The organism is Mesorhizobium sp. LMG 17147 (assembly GCF_024297145.1).
Classification (GTDB): Bacteria; Pseudomonadota; Alphaproteobacteria; order Rhizobiales; family Rhizobiaceae; genus Mesorhizobium.
On record NZ_JANCTC010000005.1, the window covers coordinates 332,160 to 353,922 of the forward strand.

At 63.2% G+C, this 21,763-nt stretch carries 20 protein-coding genes; 7 read left to right on the forward strand and 13 right to left on the reverse strand.

Annotation, left to right across the window (positions count from 1 at the left end):
* Nucleotides 1–13 precede the first annotated feature (13 nt).
* Nucleotides 14–241, forward strand: coding sequence for a hypothetical protein (locus NMG46_RS13030; RefSeq protein WP_254818031.1), 228 nt, complete (start codon nucleotides 14–16; stop codon nucleotides 239–241).
* Between the two features lie 50 nt (nucleotides 242–291).
* On the opposite strand, the gene NMG46_RS13035 is transcribed toward NMG46_RS13030, so the two are convergent.
* A complete protein-coding gene (locus NMG46_RS13035) occupies nucleotides 292–1,092 on the reverse strand; it encodes a helix-turn-helix transcriptional regulator (protein WP_254818032.1) in 801 nt (266 codons plus the stop codon).
* A gap of 115 nt (nucleotides 1,093–1,207) precedes the next feature.
* Here NMG46_RS13035 and NMG46_RS13040 point away from each other — a divergent pair, with 115 nt between their 5' ends.
* On the forward strand, nucleotides 1,208–2,068 hold the full coding sequence (locus NMG46_RS13040) for an SMP-30/gluconolactonase/LRE family protein (RefSeq protein ID WP_254818033.1): 861 nt from the start codon (nucleotides 1,208–1,210) through the stop codon (nucleotides 2,066–2,068).
* A 16-nt stretch (nucleotides 2,069–2,084) separates the two neighbouring features.
* Here NMG46_RS13040 and NMG46_RS13045 read toward each other — a convergent pair whose 3' ends face one another.
* The 4 genes from NMG46_RS13045 to NMG46_RS13060 all read right to left on the reverse strand — a co-directional run bounded on the left by NMG46_RS13045 (nucleotide 2,085) and on the right by NMG46_RS13060 (nucleotide 5,612).
* On the reverse strand, nucleotides 2,085–3,794 hold the full coding sequence (locus tag NMG46_RS13045; RefSeq protein ID WP_254818034.1) for a SulP family inorganic anion transporter: 1,710 nt from the start codon (nucleotides 3,792–3,794) through the stop codon (nucleotides 2,085–2,087).
* 180 nt (nucleotides 3,795–3,974) lie between these two features.
* Entirely contained in the window at nucleotides 3,975–4,244 is a 270-nt protein-coding gene (locus NMG46_RS13050) for a helix-turn-helix domain-containing protein (RefSeq protein ID WP_254818035.1), read from the reverse strand.
* Nucleotides 4,245–4,557: 313 nt separating this feature from the next.
* Entirely contained in the window at nucleotides 4,558–5,259 is a 702-nt protein-coding gene (locus tag NMG46_RS13055) for a phosphatase PAP2 family protein (RefSeq protein WP_254818036.1), read from the reverse strand.
* Between the two features lie 14 nt (nucleotides 5,260–5,273).
* The gene (locus NMG46_RS13060; RefSeq protein WP_023679017.1) at nucleotides 5,274–5,612 is read right to left on the reverse strand and encodes a hypothetical protein; all 339 of its coding nucleotides are present in this window, start codon (nucleotides 5,610–5,612) and stop codon (nucleotides 5,274–5,276) included.
* 201 nt (nucleotides 5,613–5,813) lie between these two features.
* On the opposite strand from NMG46_RS13060, the gene NMG46_RS13065 reads away from it, so the two are divergent.
* Nucleotides 5,814–7,820 (forward strand): PhoX family phosphatase, encoded by a 2,007-nt coding sequence (locus NMG46_RS13065; RefSeq protein WP_254818037.1) that lies wholly within the window; start codon nucleotides 5,814–5,816, stop codon nucleotides 7,818–7,820.
* Between the two features lie 104 nt (nucleotides 7,821–7,924).
* On the opposite strand, the gene NMG46_RS13070 is transcribed toward NMG46_RS13065, so the two are convergent.
* The 4 genes from NMG46_RS13070 to NMG46_RS13085 form a co-directional block, all read right to left on the reverse strand.
* Nucleotides 7,925–8,605, reverse strand: a complete 681-nt coding sequence (locus NMG46_RS13070; RefSeq protein ID WP_254818038.1) for a GNAT family N-acetyltransferase — start codon at nucleotides 8,603–8,605, stop codon at nucleotides 7,925–7,927.
* Complete coding sequence (locus NMG46_RS13075) at nucleotides 8,605–9,093, reverse strand: MarR family winged helix-turn-helix transcriptional regulator (protein WP_254818039.1); 489 nt, start codon at nucleotides 9,091–9,093, stop codon at nucleotides 8,605–8,607. The genes NMG46_RS13070 and NMG46_RS13075 overlap by 1 nt, the downstream gene beginning before the upstream one ends.
* Nucleotides 9,094–9,228: 135 nt before the next feature.
* Nucleotides 9,229–9,990 (reverse strand): ABC transporter permease, encoded by a 762-nt coding sequence (locus NMG46_RS13080; protein ID WP_254818082.1) that lies wholly within the window; start codon nucleotides 9,988–9,990, stop codon nucleotides 9,229–9,231.
* Nucleotides 9,991–10,004: 14 nt separating this feature from the next.
* On the reverse strand, nucleotides 10,005–10,931 hold the full coding sequence (locus NMG46_RS13085) for an ABC transporter ATP-binding protein (RefSeq protein ID WP_254818040.1): 927 nt from the start codon (nucleotides 10,929–10,931) through the stop codon (nucleotides 10,005–10,007).
* A 262-nt stretch (nucleotides 10,932–11,193) separates the two neighbouring features.
* Here NMG46_RS13085 and NMG46_RS13090 point away from each other — a divergent pair, with 262 nt between their 5' ends.
* The 3 genes from NMG46_RS13090 to NMG46_RS13100 all read left to right on the forward strand — a co-directional run bounded on the left by NMG46_RS13090 (nucleotide 11,194) and on the right by NMG46_RS13100 (nucleotide 16,221).
* The gene (locus NMG46_RS13090) at nucleotides 11,194–12,567 is read left to right on the forward strand and encodes a cytochrome ubiquinol oxidase subunit I (RefSeq protein WP_254818041.1); all 1,374 of its coding nucleotides are present in this window, start codon (nucleotides 11,194–11,196) and stop codon (nucleotides 12,565–12,567) included.
* Nucleotides 12,564–13,568: a cytochrome d ubiquinol oxidase subunit II gene (locus tag NMG46_RS13095; protein ID WP_254818042.1), complete on the forward strand. Its 1,005-nt coding sequence runs from the start codon at nucleotides 12,564–12,566 to the stop codon at nucleotides 13,566–13,568. Before NMG46_RS13090 ends, NMG46_RS13095 begins: the two co-directional genes overlap by 4 nt.
* A 103-nt stretch (nucleotides 13,569–13,671) precedes the next feature.
* Complete coding sequence (locus NMG46_RS13100) at nucleotides 13,672–16,221, forward strand: mechanosensitive ion channel family protein (protein ID WP_254818043.1); 2,550 nt, start codon at nucleotides 13,672–13,674, stop codon at nucleotides 16,219–16,221.
* Between the two features lie 174 nt (nucleotides 16,222–16,395).
* Here NMG46_RS13100 and msrA read toward each other — a convergent pair whose 3' ends face one another.
* The 4 genes from msrA to NMG46_RS13120 form a co-directional block, all read right to left on the reverse strand.
* Nucleotides 16,396–17,124 (reverse strand): peptide-methionine (S)-S-oxide reductase MsrA, encoded by a 729-nt coding sequence (gene msrA / locus NMG46_RS13105; RefSeq protein ID WP_254818044.1) that lies wholly within the window; start codon nucleotides 17,122–17,124, stop codon nucleotides 16,396–16,398.
* Between the two features lie 76 nt (nucleotides 17,125–17,200).
* Complete coding sequence (locus NMG46_RS13110) at nucleotides 17,201–17,536, reverse strand: hypothetical protein (RefSeq protein WP_254818045.1); 336 nt, start codon at nucleotides 17,534–17,536, stop codon at nucleotides 17,201–17,203.
* Nucleotides 17,537–17,614: 78 nt separating this feature from the next.
* Complete coding sequence (locus NMG46_RS13115; protein WP_254818046.1) at nucleotides 17,615–18,325, reverse strand: thioredoxin family protein; 711 nt, start codon at nucleotides 18,323–18,325, stop codon at nucleotides 17,615–17,617.
* 339 nt (nucleotides 18,326–18,664) lie between these two features.
* A complete protein-coding gene (locus NMG46_RS13120) occupies nucleotides 18,665–19,729 on the reverse strand; it encodes a TadE/TadG family type IV pilus assembly protein (protein WP_254818047.1) in 1,065 nt (354 codons plus the stop codon).
* Nucleotides 19,730–19,883: 154 nt separating this feature from the next.
* On the opposite strand from NMG46_RS13120, the gene lepA reads away from it, so the two are divergent.
* On the forward strand, nucleotides 19,884–21,689 hold the full coding sequence (gene lepA / locus NMG46_RS13125) for a translation elongation factor 4 (protein WP_254818048.1): 1,806 nt from the start codon (nucleotides 19,884–19,886) through the stop codon (nucleotides 21,687–21,689).
* The last annotated feature ends 74 nt before the right edge of the window (nucleotides 21,690–21,763 follow it).

Below are 21,763 nucleotides of genomic sequence, written 5' to 3' on the forward strand. Positions count from 1 at the left end.
ATCGCCGTCTGGCATGACCGAGCCCGGCGACACGCTTCTGGACCGACTTGGCCGCTGGCTTGCCGGCCGGCTGCAGGAGGAATCGTCCGGCTACGAGCCTTACACGCCGTCGGACGCTATTCGCGCAAGGAAATCCTGCCATCACTCGCTCTACACGCCGCGCGACTTCGACCTGTCGCCCTATTTCCGCATCGTCAAGCCGACCCTCGAATATGGTTTCGACTACCGGCAGATGATTTGAGACGACAACCCCAGAATTACCAACGCCGAAACAAGGGTTCAGAGTGGCGGCTAGGCCGGCAGCGGCCGTCGTGTCTTTGCGGCGGCCCGGCCGGGTGTCCGCGCGCCGGCGTCGCGCGGATGCGGTCCGATCGGCATGATCGCCGGGAATGGCGTCGCGCCGAAAGCGAAGGTCCATTTGTAGCCGACCAACCCCTCTTCCGGCGTCGTGTGCTGATCGTGATGCGCAAGCAATTTGGCGCGCTCGGCCAGTTCCTCCGCCTCCCGCCTGACCATTTCCGCCGTCTCGGGCCGCATCCGCCTGGAGAAGCTGACGAATGTCGCCTCGCGCTCCAGATGCGTGATGGCCCAGCCGATGAAGTTCTTGTTGGTCACCTCGAACAGTGGCCGCAATGGCCCGTCGAAATTCCACTGGATTGGCGTCTCGACCAGCAGCCTGGCCGACAGGCCGCGACCGAGCGCGACCAGCCCCAACTCCTCGAGGTCTCGCAGATAGAGGAACATCGAAGCCTCGCTCAACCCCTGTGAGCGCATGATGCCTTCGGGCGTAAATTCTTCCGAAAGCATGACGAAGATGAACAGCAGTGCCGGCCGGCCGGCGAGCTTGCGCTCGATCTCCGGCGCGATGTGGTTGGCAGGTCCTGGTCCTCTGTTCATAGAGCCGAGCACGTTCTCCAACTCCACGCCGGCGGCAGCGCAGATCTCCATCAGCCGGTCGAGCTTGCAGTTGCGCTCGTGGAAGATGCGCTTCACCGTCGGCTCGGAAACGCCCATTCGCTCGGCAAGGACGCGGTAGGTCACGCCCTTGGCCTTCAGCGTCCGCTTCAGCGCGTCGAAGATCAGGCCGTTCATGGGATGCACCTCTTTTGCACGATTTGGTATCAACCTTCGGTACTAGTCCCGATAGATCTTCCCGAAAAGTATCGAAAGACCTAGCTCTCCGCCAGTCCATTACAGGAGACTAGCCATGAAAAGCCTCTTCACACCGATACTTCTCGCCATTGTCGGCATCGCGACTGCGCCGGCAGTTCAGGCCGCTGAACTCTGGCGCGCCAGCGGCCTCGAGCAACCTGAATCGGCGCTGTTCGACGCCGCCGGCCAGCGCGTTATCGTCTCGAACATCGTCGGCAATCCCGGCGAAGCCGACGGCAACGGCTATCTGTCGGTTCTGTCGATGGACGGCAAGCTGGTCACGCAACACTGGACCGACGGCATGGACGCGCCCAAGGGCATGGCGATTGCCGGCGGCAAACTCTACGTCGCCGACATCACCCATGTGCGCGTCGTCGATCTCCAAAGCGGCAAGCTAGCGTCGACGATCGACGTGCCGAACGCTGTCTTTCTCAACGACATGACCGCTGACGCATCCGGCAAGGTCTACGTCACGGATATGCTTGCCGATACGATCTATCGCATCGACGGCGACCGGCCCGAACTGTTCATCAAGGATGCGGCGCTTGCTTCGCCGAATGGCATCTTCGCAGATGGCGGCCGGCTGATCGTCGCTTCGTGGGGCAAGGGCATCAAGCCCGACTTCAGCACCGCGGAGCCGGGCGGCCTGCTCTCGGTCGATCTCGCCACCAAGGCCGTTTCGCCTCTGGCTGGCGCGGAAAACTTTGCCAACCTCGATGGCGTCGTTACCATCGGCGGCAGCATCTACGCCACTGCCTATATGACCGGCACGCTCTACCGCTACAAAGCCGGCGGTACGCCGCAAGTGGTTGCGACGTTCAAGCCGGGCAGCGCCGATATCGGCACAGATGGCAAGTCGACAATCTTCGTGCCGCTGATGAATGAGGGCGAGGTCTCAGCGTTGGGCCTCGACTAAGCCGGCAGTTGCCAGCTCAGGCGGCGGGCGCGGCTTTCTTCAGCTGCGCCCGCGCATCCGTGATCGATGCGGCATAAGTCACCAGCGGCCGCTTGACACCGTGGTTGATCAGCATGCGGCGTGTCTGCGGTGAAGCGCCTGAGATAATAAAGCGAACGCCGGCGCGCTTGGCCTTGTGGGCCGCGCCCTCGATGACATTGGCCGCCGTCGAATCGAAGAACGGCACCGCCGAACAGTCGAGGATGAAGTTCTTGCGCTGGTCGGCGATGCGGTCCAGCACCGTGCCGACGGTCGAGGCGGCGCCGAAGAAAAAGGCGCCCGATATCCGGTAGACGACGGTGTCGGCATCGCTCGCCTCGCTGGAATCATAAGCGCTGGCTCGGTCGGCGACGTCTTCCTGCACCAAAGATTGATGGTCCGCCTCCACCGCGATGCTCTTGGCCATGCGGTCGATGAACAGGATCGAGCCTAGCGCGAAGCCGACGACGATGCCTTCGGTCAGGTCGCGGAAGATGACGATCAGGAACGTCGCCATCAGTACCAGCGCATCGCCGCGCGAGGCGCGCAGCAAGGTGGCGAAGGCCTGTTTCTCGAACATGTTCCAGCACACCACCGCCAGCACGCCGGCAAGTGCTGCAAGCGGGATATAGCTGGCCAGCGGTGCAGCCACCAGCATCAGAGCAAGCAGGATGGCCGAGTGCATCATGCCTGAGACCGGTCCATGCGCGCCGGCCCGTACATTGGTCGCGGTGCGGGCAATGGTGCCAGTGGTGCATATGCCGCCGAACAAGGCGGAGGCGATATTGGCGAAGCCTTGCGCCACCAACTCGCAATTGGAGCGATGCCGCCTTCCGGTCATGCCGTCGGCGACGACGGCCGACAGCAGCGATTCGATCGCCCCGAGCAGCGCAAAGGCGATAGCGTCCGGCAGCACGTCGATTATCCTGTCGAGGCTGAGCGGCGGGAAGGCCGGCCATTGCAGGCTGCGCGGGATGCCGCCGAAGCGCGTGCCGATCGTCTCGGCCGGCATGGCGAGCAATGCTACGACGAGGGATGCCAGTCCGATGGCAATCAGCATAGCCGGCCACTTCGGCCGAAACCGCCTCAACGTCGCAATGGTGATGATGGTCAGTGCCGCCACCGCAGTTGCGGCGAGGTTGATTCCGGCCGCTTCGCCGATGGCCATCAGCTTCGGCACCAGCGGCCCTGGCTCCTTGCCGGCGAGCTTCAGCCCGAACAGTTCGACGATCTGGCCGGAGAAGATGATGACAGCGATGCCGGCGGTGAAGCCGACGGTCACCGGGTAGGGGATGAATTTGATGTAGGTCCCAAGTCTGAGATAGCCGATGGCAAGCAGGAACACGCCGGCCATCATCGTCGCCAGCAGTAAGCCATCGACGCCAACCCGCGCCACCGTCGCCGCCACAAGCACAATGAAGGCGCCGGCCGGGCCGCCGATCTGGAAACGGCTGCCGCCAAGCGCCGAGACCAGGAAGCCGCCAATGATCGAGGTGTAGAGCCCGCGCTCCGGCGTCACGCCTGAAGCAATGGCAATTGCCATCGACAACGGCAGCGCAATGATGGCGACAGTCAGCCCGGCGATGGCATCCGCCTTGAAATGCGTGAGCGTGTAGCCCTCCCGCAGCACCGTCACCAGCTTCGGGGTGAACAGTTCGGAAAATGTCGGCCGCGCCGGTTGATGCACTGCCCGCTGCGTCTGATCCATCGAGTGCCTTCCGCATGAAACCAAGGAGCGGCGGGATCGTCGGCAGGACTGTCGGCGGTCGCCGTCGCGACTTGGAGCGGCGTGCGTCCAAATAGGCGCACAGATACGCCCCAACACTTTTGACCCGCGCATCGGACTATCCGAAAACCGAATTTGATTTTCGGCGATGCGGCAGTAGCGTCAGCCTTGCGGGTTCTGCGGCGTGAAAGGCTTGAGGCGAACGCCCCTGCCGCCACGCTCGCTCGCCTGGTTTTCGCCGATCAGCTCGACCCCGGCCTCTTCAAGGGCCTGGATGACCTTCATCAGCGTATCGACCACGCCCCGGACCACGCCGTCGCTCGCTTCCATGCGCTGAATGGTTGGAAGCGAAACCCCGGCGCGCTCGGCGAGGGTCTTCTGATCGATGCCGGCCAGCGCCCTCGCGGCACGCATCTGCGCGGCAGTGATCATCGGTCAAAACCCCGTCTGAGTTCTGCGGTATCACGTATAATACCTTCATGATGATGGGTCAAACATCATCTTGCATATGTGAAACATGCAACAGTCTTTGCCAGCCGGTGCGCTGGCATGCTACAAACCTCGGCATCGTTTGGCGGGACATCCATTACGGTACCGATTTTACAGTAGGACCTCAAAAAGGATGAGCAGGTGAAGACATTCAAAGCGTTGGCGACCTCGACAGTCGTGCTGTCGATGGTTTTCCTGCTGGCAGGCTGCGGACATGGCCTGATCAACAGGCTGATTTGAAGTAGTCCGGCCGACGTCAGGTGCCGTCGGCCCGCCCTAGCCATCGCTGCAGCAATCGTGCCGCCAGCCAGCACAGCATCGCCCAGGCAAAGCCGGCGCACCAGCCGGCCAGCACGTCGGACGGCCAGTGGACGCCGAGATAGATGCGGCTGATGCCGACCACCACCGTCGTCAGCACCGCCAGCATGAGCACATAGATCTTCGTTGTGCGCCCGGGCAAAAACCGTGCCGCCATGCTGCCCAGCGTCAAATACGTCACCGCCGACAGCATGGCGTGGCCGCTCGGAAACGAAAGCGATGCCACATCGGCGAGATGCGAGACCAGATCGGGGCGCGGCCGGTCGATATCGAATTTCAGCACGCTTGACAGGAGCTGGCCGCCCGCCACCGCGACGAACATGAGAAGCGCCGCGCCTGGCCTGCGGATAAGGAGCAGATAGACGATCATTGCTGCCGTGATCAGCACCAGTACGCTGGCGCTGCCGAGGCTGGTGATGTCGCGCATCGCTCCTTCCAGCCACGCCGGTCCGATCGGATTGTCGGGCTGGCCGGCCTTGCGGAAGGCAAGCAGGATTTCGGTGTCGAAGGCATGCGGCGTGGTCGCCCGCGCCAGCTCCATCAGTTCTTCGAACCCCCACAGCCCGCCGGCAATGACCAGCCCGGCCAGCAGAACCGGGAACTCCAGCCAGTTGCGCAGTCTGCTTGCAATCTTCTTCATCGGCCCGATCGCAGCTACAGCCTTTGCAGATAGGGCCCGAGCGTGATCAGCGCCACGGCTGCGATGGCAAGCACAATGCCGGTTGCCTGCAAGGCATTGACGCGCTCGCCGAAGAAGACCAGCGCCACCACATTCACCGACACCAGCTGGATCACCGCCGACAGGCTGAACGACACCGACATGCCGAATTCACGGATCAGCCTCAGCATGATCAGATTGCCCAGCGAATAGAGCGCCAACGTCAGCACGATCTTGCCGAGGCTCGGCGCCAGCCCCCACTGTTTTGCGGCCATCGCCGCCAGCAGGAAGATCACCGTCGAAACGCAGAGCTGCCCAAGTCCCCAGAAACTCACTTTTGTTCCTCCGATGCGGTCCCTACGCGCCTGCCGCAGCTCTTGTTTCCGAAGCGCCGGTCGCGGTCAAGCGGGACTGATGTTGGATACGAAATCGCAGGTGGCAATTAGCCGGCATGTCATCAAACTGTGACCTGCCGGTAATACCGGATTGGCCAGGCAACACGCTCCAGCAATCCATCCAGCCAGAGGCAGGCCCCCATGACTGAACAGCGCTCGACCGAACATCGCACCCCTGACGCCCATTTCCGCACCAGTCTGCTCGAGGAAAACGATGGGCCAGGAGCCAATCCCACCGACAACCGCACCATGGGTGAGATCATCGCCGCGCGGTTCTCGCGCCGCGGCTTCCTCAAGGGCTCGCTTGCCGTCTCGGCCATAGCCGCTACCGTCAGCCCGCTGGCGCTGATTGCCGCCGACAACGCCCGCGCCGCCGAAGGCTCCGCCTTCGCTTTCGACGAGCTCGAGGCCGGCATCGACGACAAGCATCACGTCGCACCTGGCTATGACGCCGACGTGCTGCTGCGCTGGGGCGATCCGCTGTTCGCCGATTCGCCGGAATTCGATCCGACAAAACAGTCGGCGGAAGCCCAGGCCAGACAATTCGGCTACAACAACGACTATGTCGGTTATATCCCGATCGGCGGCTCGGCCGAGCATGGCCTGCTGGTCGTCAACCACGAATACACCAATCCGCATCTGATGTTCCCGGGCCTCGTCACCATCGTCGATGGCAAAGCCAAGCAGGCCCCCCTCAGCAAGGAGCAAGTCGATGTCGAGATGGCCGCGCATGGCGGCACCATTGTCGAGATCCGCAAAGAAGCCGGCAAATGGCAGGTCGTGCGCGACGGCAAGCTCAACCGCCGCATCACCTCCAATACCGAGATGGCACTGTCTGGCCCCGTCGCCGGCCACGACCGCGTCAAGACCAGCGCCGACCCGAGCGGTACGAAGGTCATCGGCACCCTCAACAACTGCGCCGGCGGCGTCACGCCGTGGGGCACCTATGTCATGGCCGAGGAGAACATCCACGGCTATTTCTCGGGCGAGCTGCCGCAGAGCCATAACGAGGCGGCCAACTACAAGCGCCTCGGCATTCCCGAAGGCGCCTATGAATGGGCGGCGCATCACGACCGTTTCGATATCGGCAAGGAGCCGAACGAGCCGAACCGCTTCGGCTGGATCGTCGAGGTCGACGTCCAGGATCCGACGTCGGTGCCGAGGAAGCGCACCGCCATGGGCCGCTTCAAGCATGAGGGCGCAGAATCGATTGTCGCCAAGGATGGCCGTGTCGTCTTCTACCTCGGCGACGACGAGCGCTTCGACTATGTCTATAAGTTCGTCACCACAGGCAAGTTCAATCCGGACGATCGCGCCGCCAACATGAATTTGCTCGACGACGGCACCCTGCATGTCGCCAAGTTCGCCGAGGACGGTTCGATCGAATGGCTGCCGATCGTCTTCGGCCAGGGACCGCTGACGGCGGCAAACGGCTTTGCCAGCCAGGCCGACGTGCTGATCGAGACGCGCCGTGCCGCCGACCTGCTTGGCGCCACCAAGATGGACCGCCCGGAAGACATCCAGCCCAATGCCGCCAATGGCAAGGTCTATGTCATGCTGACCAACAATTCGAAGCGCAAGGCCGACCAGGTCGACGCCGCCAATCCGCGCGCCGAAAACGCCTTTGGCCATATCATTGAGATCGTCGAGGATGGCGGTGATTTCGCTGCGACCAAGGGCAAGTGGGAAATCCTGCTGAAATGCGGCGATCCCGCCGTGGCCGAAATCGGCGCCACCTTCTCCACCGCAACCACTGCCAACGGCTGGTTCGGCATGCCGGACAATTGCGCGGTCGATTCGGCCGGCCGCCTCTGGGTTGCTACCGACGGCCAGGGCCCGAAGGCAACAGGCCGCACCGACGGCCTGTGGGCGGTCGACACGGAAGGCCCGGCGCGGGCGACCTCAAAGCTGTTCTTCCGTGTGCCGATCGGCGCCGAAATGTGTGGTCCCCTGTTTGCGCCGGACGACCAGACTGCTTTCGTTGCCGTCCAGCATCCAGGCGACGGTGGCGAGGACTGGGAGGCTTTTGGGCGTCCCTCCTATTATGAGGATTTGTCGACCCGCTGGCCTGACTTCAAGCCGGACATGCCGGTGCGCCCGGCGGTCGTTGCCATCACCAGGCAAGGCGGCGGCAAGATCGCGGTCTGAGACGCAGGAAGGCCTTGCAGTCTCGAGGAAGGATTTCGGTGGATGCGAAATCCTTCCTTTCCTGATACGGGATGCATCCATGCTGCGCATCATGCGCCGACCAATCATTCGGTGCGCTGAACCACGGCCACATTCATTGTGCTTCGCAACCTGAAGCCAATGGACTCGTATAGTCTGATGGCCGTGGCGTTGCTGGCATAGGCGTGAAGATAGGGAACTTCGCCGCGCGCCACTATCCGGTTTGCCACGAACAGGGACAGCAGCTTGCCTAGGCCACCGCCGCGAAATTCCGGATGTGAGCACACCCCGCTGAGTTCGGTATAGCCAGGTTGCTTCATGCGCTCGCCGGCCATTGCCACAAGTCTGCCCTCGATTTTCACGCCCCAAAAATCGCCCAGGCTCAGGGCTTCGAGCGTGAATGGGCCAGGCTTGGTGAGCAATGCCAGGGCGAGCATCTCAGCCGCATCGTCTCGGGTCAAACGTTGCACACGTTGGTCAGACACGGTTTGCAACGGCCGCTCGGCAATCATTTGAACCCCGGCTGCGGTCGAAGTCGCAAAAAGCCCCGCGGGCAGAGCAATGGCGTCCGACTGAAGCAGGATGACACTCTCGCCCGCGGAGACAAGCTGTTCGAGCGCCCGCAGGCTTTCGGCGTCGTCGGCGCCCGTGGCGGCGAACGGAACAATCGACGGCCGATACCGCCTGGCGAGGTCATTACCTTGTGCGAACGCCCGATGTCGCGTCTGAAGCGCGCTCCAGATAGGCCGGTCGAGCAGGTGTTTCATCACGCAGCGCCCTCCGGATTTTTCACTCGACGGTCGAGAGGGGCCGCGGCTAGGCCGTCCTCGATGGCGGTCAGCTGCTCAAGAAGCGGCCCCGAAAGATCCGCGCACAAATCCGCAACGGCGTTTTCGATGCGCGGCCAGACCTCGCGCTTTGCGACATCGACCAGCCGCCGGCCGTCCCGAGTGAGAGAGACAATCCTGCGCCGCTGGTCATCGGTCGACGGACTAACCTCGAGCAATCCCAATCCGGCCAGAAGCGAGACGCTTCGCGTTACACCTGGCTGCGCGATGCCAAGCGATTGCGCCAGTTCCCCGACAGGCAGCGGGCCCAGCCTGTCGAGCGCGGCCAGCAGTGGGTACTGGCTCGCCTGAACCGGAACATCCAGCCGGTCGAGCAGGCGCTGCGCCTCCGCTTGCAGTTGCTCGCCTATACGCTTCATCCTGCTGCCCAGGCACAAGAAACCAAGCGATCGTACGACGTCTTCCATATGCCAATTCCGTCTCGCGAAAAACAATAACATGATATATAACAAAACATGAAGATCAAGGGCATCGACGCAAGGGCTGCACTCAGCGCTGTTTCCGTTGACTGATAAGGCTGCTTTGCCTGGCGGGCCAGTCGATCAGTTGCGCAGCCGGTAGCCGGTCCTGAAGATCCAGGCGACGATTGCTATGCAGACGAGCAGGAAAACAACCGTCATGCCGAGGCTGACGCCGACCGAAACGTCGGACTTGCCGTAAAAACTCCAGCGGAACCCACTGACCAGGTAGACGACCGGGTTGAACAACGTCACCGTGCGCCAGATGCCCGGCAGCATGTTGATCGAATAGAAGCTGCCGCCGAGGAAGGTCAGCGGCGTGATGATCAGCAGCGGCACCAGCTGCAGCTGCTCGAAGCTCTTCGCCCAGATGCCGATGATGAAGCCGAACAGGCTGAAGGTCACCGCCGTCAGCACCAGGAAGGCGAGCATCCAGACCGGATGCTCGATGTGAAGCGGCACGAACAGCGAGGCCGTCGCCAGGATGATCAGGCCAAGCACAATCGACTTTGTCGCCGCACCCCCGACATAGGCGATGACGATCTCCAGATAGGACACAGGCGCCGACAGCAATTCGTAGATCGAGCCGACGAATTTCGGAAAATAGATAGCGAAAGAAGCGTTGGAGATCGACTGCGTCAGCAGCGACAGCATGATCAGCCCCGGCACGATGAAGGCGCCGTAGCTGATGCCGTCGATCTCGGTGATGCGCGAGCCGATGGCCGAGCCGAAAACGACGAAATAGAGCGACGTGGAAATGACCGGCGAAACAATGCTCTGCAGCACCGTGCGAAGGGCGCGCGCCATCTCCACCCGATAGATCGCCCATACCGCATGAAGATTCATGACCGCGCGCGGGTTCATGCCGGTTTCCTCACCAGATTGACGAAGATCTCCTCAAGCGAGCTGTTTTCCGTATCGATGTCGCGGAACTGGATGCCGGCCGCCTCGAGCTCGCGGATCAACGAGGCGACGCCCGGCCGTTCGCTCTGGTTGTCATAAGTATAGGTCAGCTGCCCGCCATCCGGCGAAAGCTCCAGCGCGTAGCGCGAAAAGGCGTCGGGAACGGTGGCCAGGGGACTGCGCAGTTCCAGCACAAGCCGCTTGCGGCCGAGCTTGCGCATCAGCTCGGCCTTGTCCTCGACCAGCACGATCTCGCCGCGGTTGATGACGCCGACGCGGTTGGCCATCGCCTCCGCTTCTTCGATGTAGTGCGTGGTCAGGATGATGGTGACGCCGTCTTCGCGCAGCCGGCGCACCATCGCCCACATGTCCTGGCGCAGCTCGACATCGACGCCTGCCGTCGGTTCGTCGAGGAACAGGATGCGCGGCTCGTGCGACAACGCCTTGGCAATCATCAGCCGGCGCTTCATGCCGCCGGACAGCGTGATCGCCTTGGCGTCCTTCTTGTCCCAGAGCGACAGGTCGCGCAGCACTTTTTCGACGAACGCCTTGTCCGCCGGTTTGCCGAACAGGCCGCGGCTATAATTGACCGTCGCCCACACGCTCTCGAAGGCGTCGATGGTCAGTTCCTGCGGCACCAGCCCGATCAGGCTGCGCGCCGCGCGGTAGTCGCGGTTGATGTCATGGCCGTCGACGGTGACGGAACCCGACGAGCGGTTGACGATGCCGCAGACGATCGAGATCAGCGTCGTCTTGCCGGCGCCGTTCGGCCCGAGCAGCGCAAAGATCTCGCCGCGCACTATATCGAGATTGATCTCCTTCAGCGCCTTGAAGCCGGTGGCGTAGGTCTTGGTGACCCCGGAAATCGAGATGATCGGCTGCATGGCTGAAAACGGCTGCTTGAAACAGAGTTGTTGATTTAATCCGCTGAATGTCGGTTCGCAAACCCGGATGTCAATGCCGCTCCTGACAGTTCTGGACATCGAGGTTCGCCGGAATAGGCGACACCTGGCCGATCGTCCAGCCAAATCCAGGCAAAAACAGATTCACCGACACTGCGGCGTTCCGCCTCGCGGCGGGACGCCGCTTTGACCGTCCCGCGCATGAAGCCTATCCTTGTACAAACAAGCAGCAGCCGGAGCCGCCATGGACCCGCTCATTCTGTCGCGCATTCAGTTCGGCGCGAACATTTCGTTCCACATCCTGTTCCCGGCGATCACCATCGCGCTCGGCTGGGTGCTGCTGTTCTTCAAGCTCCGCTACAACGCGACAGGCGATTCGGCCTGGATGCGCGCTTATTTCACCTGGGTTAAGGTATTCGCGCTGTCCTTCGCCATGGGCGTGGTTTCCGGCGTCACCATGAGTTTTCAGTTCGGCACCAACTGGCCGGGCTATATGGAGACGGTCGGCAACATTGCCGGCCCGCTGCTGGCCTACGAGATCCTGACCGCCTTTTTCCTCGAGGCGGCGTTCCTCGGCATCATGCTGTTCGGCTTCCGCCGCGTCTCGAACCGCGTCCATACGCTGGCGACGGTGCTGGTGGCCGGCGGCACCACCTTGTCCGCCTTCTGGATCATCGCACTCAATTCGTGGATGCAGACGCCGGCCGGCTTCGAGATGCGCGATGGTGTAGCGCACGCCACCGACTGGTGGGCCGTTGTCTTCAACCCGTCCATGCCCTACCGGCTCGTCCATATGCTGCTTGCTTCGGGGCTGACCGTCTCGTTCCTGATCGCCGGCCTGTCGGCGCTGCGCTATCTCTACGGCGATCGTTCGGAATCGATGTGGAAGGCGCTGCGCACCGGCGTCTTCACCGCCGCGATCCTGATCCCGATCCAGATCTTCGCCGGCGACCAGCACGGCCTCAACACGCTGGAACACCAGCCGCAGAAGATCGCCGCCATGGAGGCCAACTGGAACACCGGTCCCAACGTGCCGCTGGTGCTGTTTGCGCTTCCCGATGAAGCGGCGAGCGAGAACAGGTTCGAGCTCACCATTCCCGACGGCGCCAGCCTCATCCTCAGGCACAGCGCCGGCGGCGTCGTGCCGGGGCTGAACGATTATGCCGGCAACCATCCGCCGGTATTTCCGGTGTTCTGGGGCTTTCGCATCATGGTCGGCACAGGCCTCCTTATGCTCGCCGTCTCCTGGTCGGCGGCCTTCTTCCTCAAGCGCCGCCACAGCCTGCCCAAGCCGCTGGCGCTCGTCATGGTGCCGATGGCGCTGTCCGGCTGGCTGGCGACGCTGGCCGGCTGGTATACCACTGAGATCGGCCGCCAGCCCTGGCTGGTCACCGGCGTGCTGCGTACCGCCGATGCTGTCGGGCCGGTCGCCGGCAGCCATGTCGCGCTGTCGCTCGCGGTCTACCTCATCCTCTACGTGCTGCTCTTGGTCGCCTATCTCAGCGTGTTGGTGCATCTGGCATTGAAGGCGGCGAAGGATGGAGACACCTCGCCGCTGCCGGGCGTCATGAACAGGCCGCTGTCGCAGCCGGTTGCGCAACCAGGAGAAACATCATGAGCTTCGACTGGCCGACCCTGCTGCCTCTGATCTTCGCCGGGCTGATGGGCTTCGCCATCCTGATCTACGTCATTCTCGACGGCTTCGATCTCGGCATCGGCATCCTGTTCGCCGCAGCCGAAGGCACCGAACAGGATACGATGATCGCCGCCATCGGCCCGTTCTGGGACGCCAACGAGACCTGGCTGGTGCTGGCGGTCGGCCTGCTGCTGGTCGCCTTCCCGCTGGCGCACGGCACGATCCTGACCGCGCTCTACATTCCGGTTTTCGTGCTGCTGGTCGGCTTGATCCTGCGCGGCGTCGCCTTCGATTTCCGCGCCAAGGTGCCGGCCGGCAGGAAGCACCGCTGGAACCGCATCTTCTTCCTCGGCTCGATCATCGCTTCGCTGGCGCAAGGTTATATGCTCGGCGTCTATGTGCTCGGCCTCGACGTCGGCCCTGGCGGCATGGCGTTCGGCGCGCTGGTGGCGCTCTGCCTTGCCGCGGCCTACGCGGCGATGGGCGCGGCCTGGGTCATCTATAAGACCGAAGGCGATCTGCAGAAGAAGGCGGTGCTGTGGCTGCGCACGACGCTGGTGCTGACCGCGCTCGGCATGGTCGCGGTATCGCTGGCCACGCCCTTTGCCAGCGCGCGCATCTTCGACAAATGGTTCGTCTGGCCGGCCATGCTCTATTTGTCACCGCTGCCGATCCTGTCGGCAGTGCTGTTCCTGTGGCTGTGGCGCCAGACCTTCCATCTGCCGAAACCCGGCGACCGCCACGCGCTGCTCCCGTTCCTGACATTGGCCGCGATCTTCACGCTCGGCTTTGCCGGCCTCGCCTGGTCTTTCTACCCCTTCGTGGTGCCCGACCGGCTGACCATCTGGCAGGCTGCTTCGGCACCCGAAAGCCTGGCTGTCATCCTGGTCGGCACGGCCGTCGTGCTGCCGATCATCATCTTCTATTCGTTCTTTGCCTACCGGGTGTTCGCCGGCAAGGCGACGGATCTGACCTATGACTGACCGGCATCGCCGTCGCCGCCTGAAACAGAATATTCATCTTCAAGCGGAATAACCTTCTCTGGCCGGCCGAGCAGAATTCGCCGGCATCAAGAAGGGCGATGCAATGACCCCCTTTTTTGCGGCAGGACAGGATCGGCTGCTGCTTTTGCTGATCCGGACGGTCGCGCTGATCGGCGCACTCGCGCTTGCCGGCCTGCTGCCGGCCATGCCGCAGGCGCATGCCCAGGACGCGGCCAACTGGACCGGCGTGTGGGACACGAAGTGGCGCGGCGGCGGCGCCCAGATCAAGTTCGAGCAGACCGGCGCCGACGTTAAGGGCGTCTACCCGCTTTATAACGGCCGTATCGAGGCAAAGGCCGAAGGCGACAAGCTTGTCGGCCACTGGTTCGAAGGCGACCGCCAGGGCGCCTTCACTTTCGTCCAATCGCCTGACGGCGGCAGCTTCATGGGCCGCTTCGATGCCGCCACCGCCGAATGGTGGACAGGTGTGCGCGTCAGCGCCGTCGAGGACGTGCGTGTCGACCAGTCGAGCCCGATGAGCACCATGCGCTCGTTCCTGCAGACGATGAACGAGAGCGGCGCCGACAACGTGCCGCGCGCCACCGGCGGCGGCATGGGTCTTGCCGGTCTGGCGGCGGGTCTCGTCGACGTCACCGAGGCCGACCGCGGCGGCCTCAACATGCCCGATTACACCAAGCTGCTGTTCACCGTCATCGACAACGCGACGTTCCGTCTGTGGAGCCTGCCGCATGACGCGATTGCCGGCGACGAGGTGACGGCGACGCTGCCGCAATACGGCACCAGGGTCTCCTTCGCCGTCACTTTTCGCCGCAAGAATGGCGACTGGTTCATCGTCGGGCCGCCACTTGGCGAGCTCCAGGCAAAGCTCGCCGAATTCCAGGAAGCGCGTGGCGAAGCCATCGACATGGTCGACGATCCGAGCAGGCTCGCCTCGCCGCGCGACACGTTCAAGGTGCTGTTGAGCGGCCTCACCGAAGCCGGCGACCCGGCCCAGGCGGCGCTCGACCTGCGCAACTACAGTCAGGCCGTGCGCGGCGACGAGGCGTTCCTGCTCGAGCGCTATCTCAAAAAGGTCATCGACCGCATCGGCTACGTCTATTGGCAGGAGATCCCCGACGATCCGAAGAGCAACACCCCCTTCGTCTATTTCGAGCATCCCGCCGGCAACATCGTCATCGGCCCGGTCGAGACCGACCCCGACGGCACCGGCAAGCGCAAGATCTGGCAGTTCACGCCCGAGACGCTCGCCCACATCCGCGCGCTCTACGCCGACGTCGAAGACGTGCCGGTGGCGCCGGAATTCGCCGCCTTCGCCAGCACCGACCCGTTCTTCATCGCCCGTGGCCTCGCCCGCGAGATCAGCCCCGGCCTGCTCACCCGCGCCGGCCCGATGGAGCACTGGCAATGGTGGATGCTCGGCCTTGCCGCACTGGCCGGCATCGTCTTCGGCTTCATCGCCAATGCGCTGATTTCCTTGTTTGTGCGAAGGACGGACAGCCCGGCCTTCTTCCGCATCGTCGAATGGGCGGTGCGCTCGATCGTGCTTGGCTTCTTCCTGCTGTTGACGCTGCGCCCGCTCGGTCTGCCGCAAGTGGTCGCCGCTCCGGTCAAGGCAATCGCCTGGAGCCTGATCGTGATCGGCGCCGTGCCGGTGGTCTGGCACCTGATCGGCAAGGTCGCCGACCATTACCGCGGACTGTGGCAGGTGCCCGGCTATCACGACACGCTGATTTCGCTGTCCACCGGTGTGGCGCGCGTCGCCGTGCTGGTTATCGCCTTCCTGCTGTTGGCCGAAGTGCTCGCCATCCCCTACGAAGGCGTCATCGCCGGTCTCGGCATCGGCGGTCTGGCGGTGGCGCTGGCCGCGCAGCCGACGTTGCAGAACTTCCTCTCCGGCCTGACGCTCTATGCCGACCGGCCGGTAAGCGTCGGCGACTTCTGCAAGTTCGGCGACCAGTCCGGCACGATCGAGCATATCGGCATGCGCTCGACGCGCATCAGGTCCCTCGACCGCACCATCATCTCGGTGCCGAACTCGGATTTCGCCGGCATGCAGATCGAGAACTACGCCCATCGCGACCGCACCCGGTTCGCGACGACGCTGCAGCTGCGCTACGAGACCACGCCCGATCAGCTGCGTTACGTCCTGGCCGAGCTGCGCAAGCTGCTGATTGCCCATCCGCGCGTTATCGATGAGCCGTGCCGCGTGCGCTTTGCCGGCTTCGGCGCCTATTCGCTCGATATCGACGTGTTCACTTATATTAAAACCGCCGACGTGGCCGATTTTCAAGCCGTCCGCGAGGACATCCTGTTGTCCATGATCAACATCATGGATGATGCCGGCGCGCAGTTCGCCTTCCCTTCGTCACTGGAATACAGAGCCACCGACCTTCCGGTCGACGACGAAAAACGCATCGCCGCGGAGAAAAGAGTCGGCGATTGGCGCGAGGCGCAAAATCTGCCTTTCCCCGACTTCAGCCAGATCGACAAATTCGCCCTCAACAACACGCTTGCCTACCCGCCTGAGGGCTCGGCCCATTATCGCGAGACAGAGCCCGACCCGGACTCGGCCGAGGCAAAGGCGACGCTGGAGAAAGTGCGCTGGAGCCTGCCCTGGAAAAAGGGCACTTAGTAATCTCCCCCCTTGAGGGGGAGATGTCGCTGAAGGCGACAGAGGGGGTCGCCGCGCGTGGAGCGCCAACTTCGTCTTTCCTCGACATACCGGCCGCGTCGCGCCAACCGAACCGACCCCCTCTGGCCTGCCGGCCATCTCCCCCTCGAGGGGGGAGATTACCTCCCCCCAAGCTCAGCTCTTGTTGGCGGCCAGCACCAGCACCGGCTTTTCGCTGTAGAGGTTGGGGAACAGCCGCTTCAGGTTCTCGACCTTGGGCAAATCATTGTAGACGATATAGGGATAGGTCGGGTTGAGCGTGAGAAAGTCCTGGTGGTAGTCCTCGGCCGGATAGAAGCTCTTGCCGGTCTCCAGCGTCGTCACGATCGGCCTAGGAAACACCTTGGCCTTGTCGAGCTGGGCGATATAGCTTTCGGCGATCTTTTTCTGCGTGTCGTTTTCAGCAAAGATCGTCGAACGGTACTGTGTGCCGCTGTCCGGCCCCTGGTAGTTCAGTTGCGTCGGATTGTGCGCCACCGAGAAATACACCTGCAGCAGCTGGCCGTAAGTAACCTTGGACGGCTCGTAGGTGATCTCGACGGATTCGGCATGGCCCGTCCGGCTGGTGCCGACCATTTCATAGACGGCCGTGTCCTTGTCGCCGCCGGCATAGCCGGAGACGGCGCTGGTGACGCCCTTGACGTGCTGGAACACGCCTTGCACACCCCAGAAACAGCCGCCGGCGAAGACCGCCTTTTCGGTGCCGGCGGTGGCCTTCTCGTCCATTGCCGGCGGCGGGATCACCACCGCGTCTTCGGCCGAGACTGCCGGGGTCTGCCAGAATACGGCGGCGGCGGCCGTGAGGATGAGCGCGGCAGCTGCTGCTTTTGCGAAAATCGACGATCGTTTCACGGCTGCGGTCATGTCTGATCTCCCATGATGTGGTGTGGATTATACGACGGATAGGTCCGCCGGGCTCTCACATTGCTGTGCGCATCGCCTATTTGGCCGGAGCCATGGCATCGCAGGCCTTGGTCGCCTCCGCCTTCTTCATGGCGTCCGTCTCGGCGTCGGCCTTGTTCATGCAGTCGGCCTTCATCGGATGTGTCGCCTTCATCGCGGTCGTAGCCATCGCGTCAGCCGCCATGGCGCCGGCCGGCTTCATTGCGTCCGTTGCCGGCTTCATGGCGCCCGTTGCCGGCTTCATGGCGTTTGTCGCCATCGCCGGCTTCATCGCATCTTCGGCCCGCGCCGCGCCTCCTGCGAACAGCGCCGCCGAGCAAAGTGCGAAGGCGAGTGCCGCCAGGGTCGGGCGATTGGTCAAACGATTGGTCATGATGATCTCCTAGGGTTTGGCAGGGGTTGGCGGCATGCGGCGGCGCCGCTGCGCGTTGGGGGAATTTCGCGCGGGTTTCTAATTCGTAGCGGCAGCAAGGATCGGCCCGCCGTCCGGCACCTGCACCAGCACCGCCGTGCTAAGGCCGCCCGTCGTCGCCGGCAGCGGCAGCGCGGTGGCGTCGCCGGTCCAACTGCCCAGCCTGGTCAGCGAATGCACGACATTGGCGTGCGGCAGCGTGCGGCCGGTGTTTTCTCCCCGCGCCACCGGCACCTCGACGACGCCCTTGCCGTAACGCACCAGCCAAACGTCGGCCTTGCCGCCGGGAACCGGACCGGCGCCGATGCTGACCATCCCGCCGGCGAGCGACAGCGAAGGTCCGTCGGCGTGGCCGCCGCTCGAAATCAGCTGCGCGATCTCACCCGGCCTGGCGCCGACCGCATCGGCCCTGCCGTTGACCACCACTTGCGGCGTGAACGGGCCGGAACGGCCGAGCGACGGTTCATAGCGGACCTGGCGCTGCGTGAATTCTTCTTTGCCGAATGTGTCCTTCCAGCCGAGATAGTCCCAGTAGGTGACGTTGAAGGACAGCGCCAGCACGCCGGGCCGGTCCATGACCTTGATCAGATTGGCGTTGGCCGGCGGGCAGGACGAGCAGCCCTGGCTGGTGAACAGCTCGACGACGGTCTGCGTCTGGCCGGCGGCCGCGCCGGTTGCCGACAGCACAGTTGCCGAAAACAGTATTGCGGCGAGCCCCTTCAGGGCTGTGCTGCGTTTCGATCCGGTCATCGCTGTTCTCCTGTGCGGTTCCATGTCCACACTTCGCCGCCGACGCGCCGTTCGTTACAGCATCACCGCTTCGTGATCGTTCGCAGCTCTCCCTTCCCTTTGTGGGAGAAGGTGGATCGGCGCGAAGCGCCGAGACCGTTGAGGGGTGCTGGAGGCAATGAGGCGTCGGCGTTCCCTGGAACACCCCTCATCCGACCGAGCTTCGCTCGGCCGCCTTCTCCCACAGGGGGCGAAGGGAAGACGGTCGCTCGCAACCAACACGCCACCCGATGTGACCGGGCGGCGGTGGGACGGGCAGCCTAAGCGGGCCGATATGCCCTCGCACTCAGCTGCTGCATCCTATTGTGTCAACAGCGTTTCCGATGCCCGCTGATTGAAGGCGCACTTGCCGGTTACTGTGTAGAAAAAGTCCGCGTTGGAATCGGTGATGGTCGGAGATGTCGGCACCGACGATCCCCCGTCTTCCCACGCTTGTGTGCTGGTCTGGCCGCACGGCACCAGTGTAAAGATATCGACCGTTTGGCCACTGGCGATCTCGAGGCCGTCCGCGTAGAGGCGATTCGATGTTGCCGGATCGTTCGATTTGAGCACCGTTGGATTGCCTGACGGCACATCCATCTGCAGGTAGAGCTGGTCCATCTGGCTGACGTCGATCACCGCGCCGGCACCGGTCGCGGGGTACATGGTGTTGACGCAGGTGGTCGCATATTTCTTGCCGTTGGAAGCGGTCTGGGTGATCGTGGTGCTGGGCAGCCCATAAAAGCTGAGCACCGTGGTGGTCGTACACACCTGCTGCTGGACCGTAGTGATCGTCGCTCCGTTGATGGTGGAGACGGTCGCCGTGCCATAGCCTTTCGGATCGCCATAACCGTTGTATGTGTAGGTGATCTTCATCAGCTTATTGGCCACCGTGTCCCCGAATTTGGTGCCGTAGAGCGTCATTGTCTTGCCCCACCAGCCCGAGACCTTGGTCACCTTGAACGTAGCTTGCACCAGCGCCGGCCGCTTTGTCACTGCCGACGCAACGCCGACCTGCACCGTGTTGATCCTGGCGATCTGCATGAAATTCGTCGGCATGGCAAAGCCGGCCGAAGCCTTGATGCTGGCGGCGCCGTCGGTGGCGACGACGAAGCTGTCGAGCTTGGCCGTGCCTTGCCCGCCATTGGCCAGGTACACCTCCTGCAGTTTTACCTGGCGGTCCGCCAATGAGGTGTCCGTCGCAAGCGTCGTGATCGACAGCGACGCTGCATCGAGGGCGTTCTGCATCGATGCCCTGGTTGAAACCGCCGAGGTATAGTCGATGGAAAAGCCCAATGCGGCAACCATCGGGATAAGCAGGATGGCGAGCATCGGCGCGAACGAGCCGCTCACCGATCCGAGAAATTTGCGTGCTGACAGCGGCATTCCGATCCCCCCGAAACGGCGATAGGCCGGTGGGCTATCACGCCGGGCGCAAACTATGCTCTAATCTCATGGATCAAAGTTTAACGACTTTGCCGTCCCGCCGCCTTCGCCCCGCCGCTTGCCGATATACCGTGCCCCTGCTAAAGCGCGCCGCATGACCACGCCGATCAAGAACATCCGCAACTTCTCCATCGTTGCCCATATCGACCATGGCAAATCCACGCTTGCCGACCGGCTGATCCAGTCGACCGGCGGGCTGGAGCTGCGCGACATGAAGGAGCAGGTGCTGGACTCGATGGACATCGAGCGCGAGCGCGGCATCACCATCAAGGCGCAGACGGTGCGGCTGAAATACCGCGCCAACAATGGCGAGGATTATATCCTCAACCTGATCGACACGCCCGGCCATGTCGACTTCGCATATGAAGTGTCGCGCTCGCTGGCCGCCTGCGAGGGCTCGCTGCTGGTCGTCGATGCCTCGCAAGGCGTCGAGGCGCAGACGCTGGCCAATGTCTACCAGGCCATCGACAACAACCACGAGATCGTCGTGGTGCTGAACAAGGTCGACCTGCCCGCCGCAGAGCCCGAGCGCATCCGCGAGCAGGTCGAGGAGGTGATCGGCATCGACGCCTCCAACGCCGTGCTGATCTCGGCCAAGACCGGGCTGGGCATTCCCGACGTGCTGGAGGCCATCGTCAACGATCTGCCGCCGCCGCGCGAGGGCGACATCACGGCTCCGCTGAAGGCGATGCTGGTCGATAGCTGGTACGACGCCTATCTCGGCGTCATCGTGCTGGTGCGCATCATCGACGGCGTGCTGAAGAAGGGCCAGACCATCCGCATGATGGGCACCGGCGCCAGGTACCTGGTCGAGCGCACCGGCGTCTTCACGCCCGCCCGCATCAATGTCGACGAGCTCGGCCCCGGCGAGTTCGGTTTCTTCACCGGCTCGATCAAGGAGGTTGCCGATACCCGCGTCGGCGACACCATCACCGAGGACAAGCGCCCGACTGCACAAGCCCTGCCCGGCTTCAAGCCGGCGCAGCCGGTGGTGTTCTGCGGCCTGTTCCCGGTCGACGCCGCCGATTTCGAAGACCTGCGCGCCGCCGTCGGCAAACTGCGCCTCAACGACGCCTCCTTCTCCTTCGAAATGGAAACCAGTGCCGCGCTCGGCTTCGGCTATCGCTGCGGCTTCCTGGGCCTTTTGCATCTTGAAATCATCCAGGAGCGGCTGGAGCGCGAGTTCAACCTCGACCTTATCGCCACCGCGCCCAGCGTCGTCTACCGCCTGCTGTTGAACGACGGCACGGTCAAGGAACTGCACAACCCGGCCGACATGCCCGACGTGGTCAAGATCTCGGCCATCGAGGAGCCATGGATCCGCGCCACCATCCTCACCCCCGACGACTATCTCGGCGGCATCCTGAAACTCTGCCAGGACCGGCGTGGCATCCAGGCCGACCTGTCCTATGTCGGCAAGCGCGCCATGCTGATCTACGATTTGCCGCTCAACGAGGTGGTCTTCGACTTCTACGACCGGCTGAAGTCGATCTCCAAGGGCTATGCCTCCTTCGACTATCACCTGACCGACTATCGCGAGGGCGACCTGGTGAAAATGTCGATCCTGGTCAATGAGGAGCCGGTCGACGCGTTGTCGATGCTGGTCCACCGCACGGCGGCGGAAAAGCGCGGCCGCCAGATGTGCGAGAAGCTGAAGGAGCTGATCCCGCACCATCTGTTCAAGATCCCGATCCAGGCCGCGATCGGCGGCAAGGTCATCGCCCGCGAGACCATCTCGGCGCTGCGCAAGGACGTCACCGCCAAATGCTACGGCGGCGACGTCTCCCGCAAGCGCAAGCTGCTCGACAAGCAGAAAGAGGGCAAGAAGCGGATGCGTCAGTTCGGCAAGGTGGATATCCCGCAGGAGGCGTTTATCCAGGCGCTGAAGATGGGGGATTGAGGACGGCTGTGAGCGTCCGGAGAGCGGAGGTCTCCGAGCTAGGATCGCTGCCTCGAGACCATTTTGTCCATCGA

What these genes read in the sequence shown, in the direction of transcription:
- NMG46_RS13030 (WP_254818031.1), top strand. Translation starts at nt 14, where the DNA reads ATGACCGAGCCCGGCGACACGCTTCTGGACCGACTTGGCCGCTGGCTT.
- NMG46_RS13035 (WP_254818032.1), bottom strand. Translation starts at nt 1,092, where the DNA reads ATGAACGGCCTGATCTTCGACGCGCTGAAGCGGACGCTGAAGGCCAAG.
- NMG46_RS13040 (WP_254818033.1), top strand. Translation starts at nt 1,208, where the DNA reads ATGAAAAGCCTCTTCACACCGATACTTCTCGCCATTGTCGGCATCGCG.
- NMG46_RS13045 (WP_254818034.1), bottom strand. Translation starts at nt 3,794, where the DNA reads ATGGATCAGACGCAGCGGGCAGTGCATCAACCGGCGCGGCCGACATTT.
- NMG46_RS13050 (WP_254818035.1), bottom strand. Translation starts at nt 4,244, where the DNA reads ATGATCACTGCCGCGCAGATGCGTGCCGCGAGGGCGCTGGCCGGCATC.
- NMG46_RS13055 (WP_254818036.1), bottom strand. Translation starts at nt 5,259, where the DNA reads ATGAAGAAGATTGCAAGCAGACTGCGCAACTGGCTGGAGTTCCCGGTT.
- NMG46_RS13065 (WP_254818037.1), top strand. Translation starts at nt 5,814, where the DNA reads ATGACTGAACAGCGCTCGACCGAACATCGCACCCCTGACGCCCATTTC.
- NMG46_RS13070 (WP_254818038.1), bottom strand. Translation starts at nt 8,605, where the DNA reads ATGAAACACCTGCTCGACCGGCCTATCTGGAGCGCGCTTCAGACGCGA.
- NMG46_RS13075 (WP_254818039.1), bottom strand. Translation starts at nt 9,093, where the DNA reads ATGGAAGACGTCGTACGATCGCTTGGTTTCTTGTGCCTGGGCAGCAGG.
- NMG46_RS13080 (WP_254818082.1), bottom strand. Translation starts at nt 9,990, where the DNA reads ATGAATCTTCATGCGGTATGGGCGATCTATCGGGTGGAGATGGCGCGC.
- NMG46_RS13085 (WP_254818040.1), bottom strand. Translation starts at nt 10,931, where the DNA reads ATGCAGCCGATCATCTCGATTTCCGGGGTCACCAAGACCTACGCCACC.
- NMG46_RS13090 (WP_254818041.1), top strand. Translation starts at nt 11,194, where the DNA reads ATGGACCCGCTCATTCTGTCGCGCATTCAGTTCGGCGCGAACATTTCG.
- NMG46_RS13095 (WP_254818042.1), top strand. Translation starts at nt 12,564, where the DNA reads ATGAGCTTCGACTGGCCGACCCTGCTGCCTCTGATCTTCGCCGGGCTG.
- NMG46_RS13100 (WP_254818043.1), top strand. Translation starts at nt 13,672, where the DNA reads ATGACCCCCTTTTTTGCGGCAGGACAGGATCGGCTGCTGCTTTTGCTG.
- msrA (WP_254818044.1), bottom strand. Translation starts at nt 17,124, where the DNA reads ATGACCGCAGCCGTGAAACGATCGTCGATTTTCGCAAAAGCAGCAGCT.
- NMG46_RS13110 (WP_254818045.1), bottom strand. Translation starts at nt 17,536, where the DNA reads ATGACCAATCGTTTGACCAATCGCCCGACCCTGGCGGCACTCGCCTTC.
- NMG46_RS13115 (WP_254818046.1), bottom strand. Translation starts at nt 18,325, where the DNA reads ATGACCGGATCGAAACGCAGCACAGCCCTGAAGGGGCTCGCCGCAATA.
- NMG46_RS13120 (WP_254818047.1), bottom strand. Translation starts at nt 19,729, where the DNA reads ATGCCGCTGTCAGCACGCAAATTTCTCGGATCGGTGAGCGGCTCGTTC.
- lepA (WP_254818048.1), top strand. Translation starts at nt 19,884, where the DNA reads ATGACCACGCCGATCAAGAACATCCGCAACTTCTCCATCGTTGCCCAT.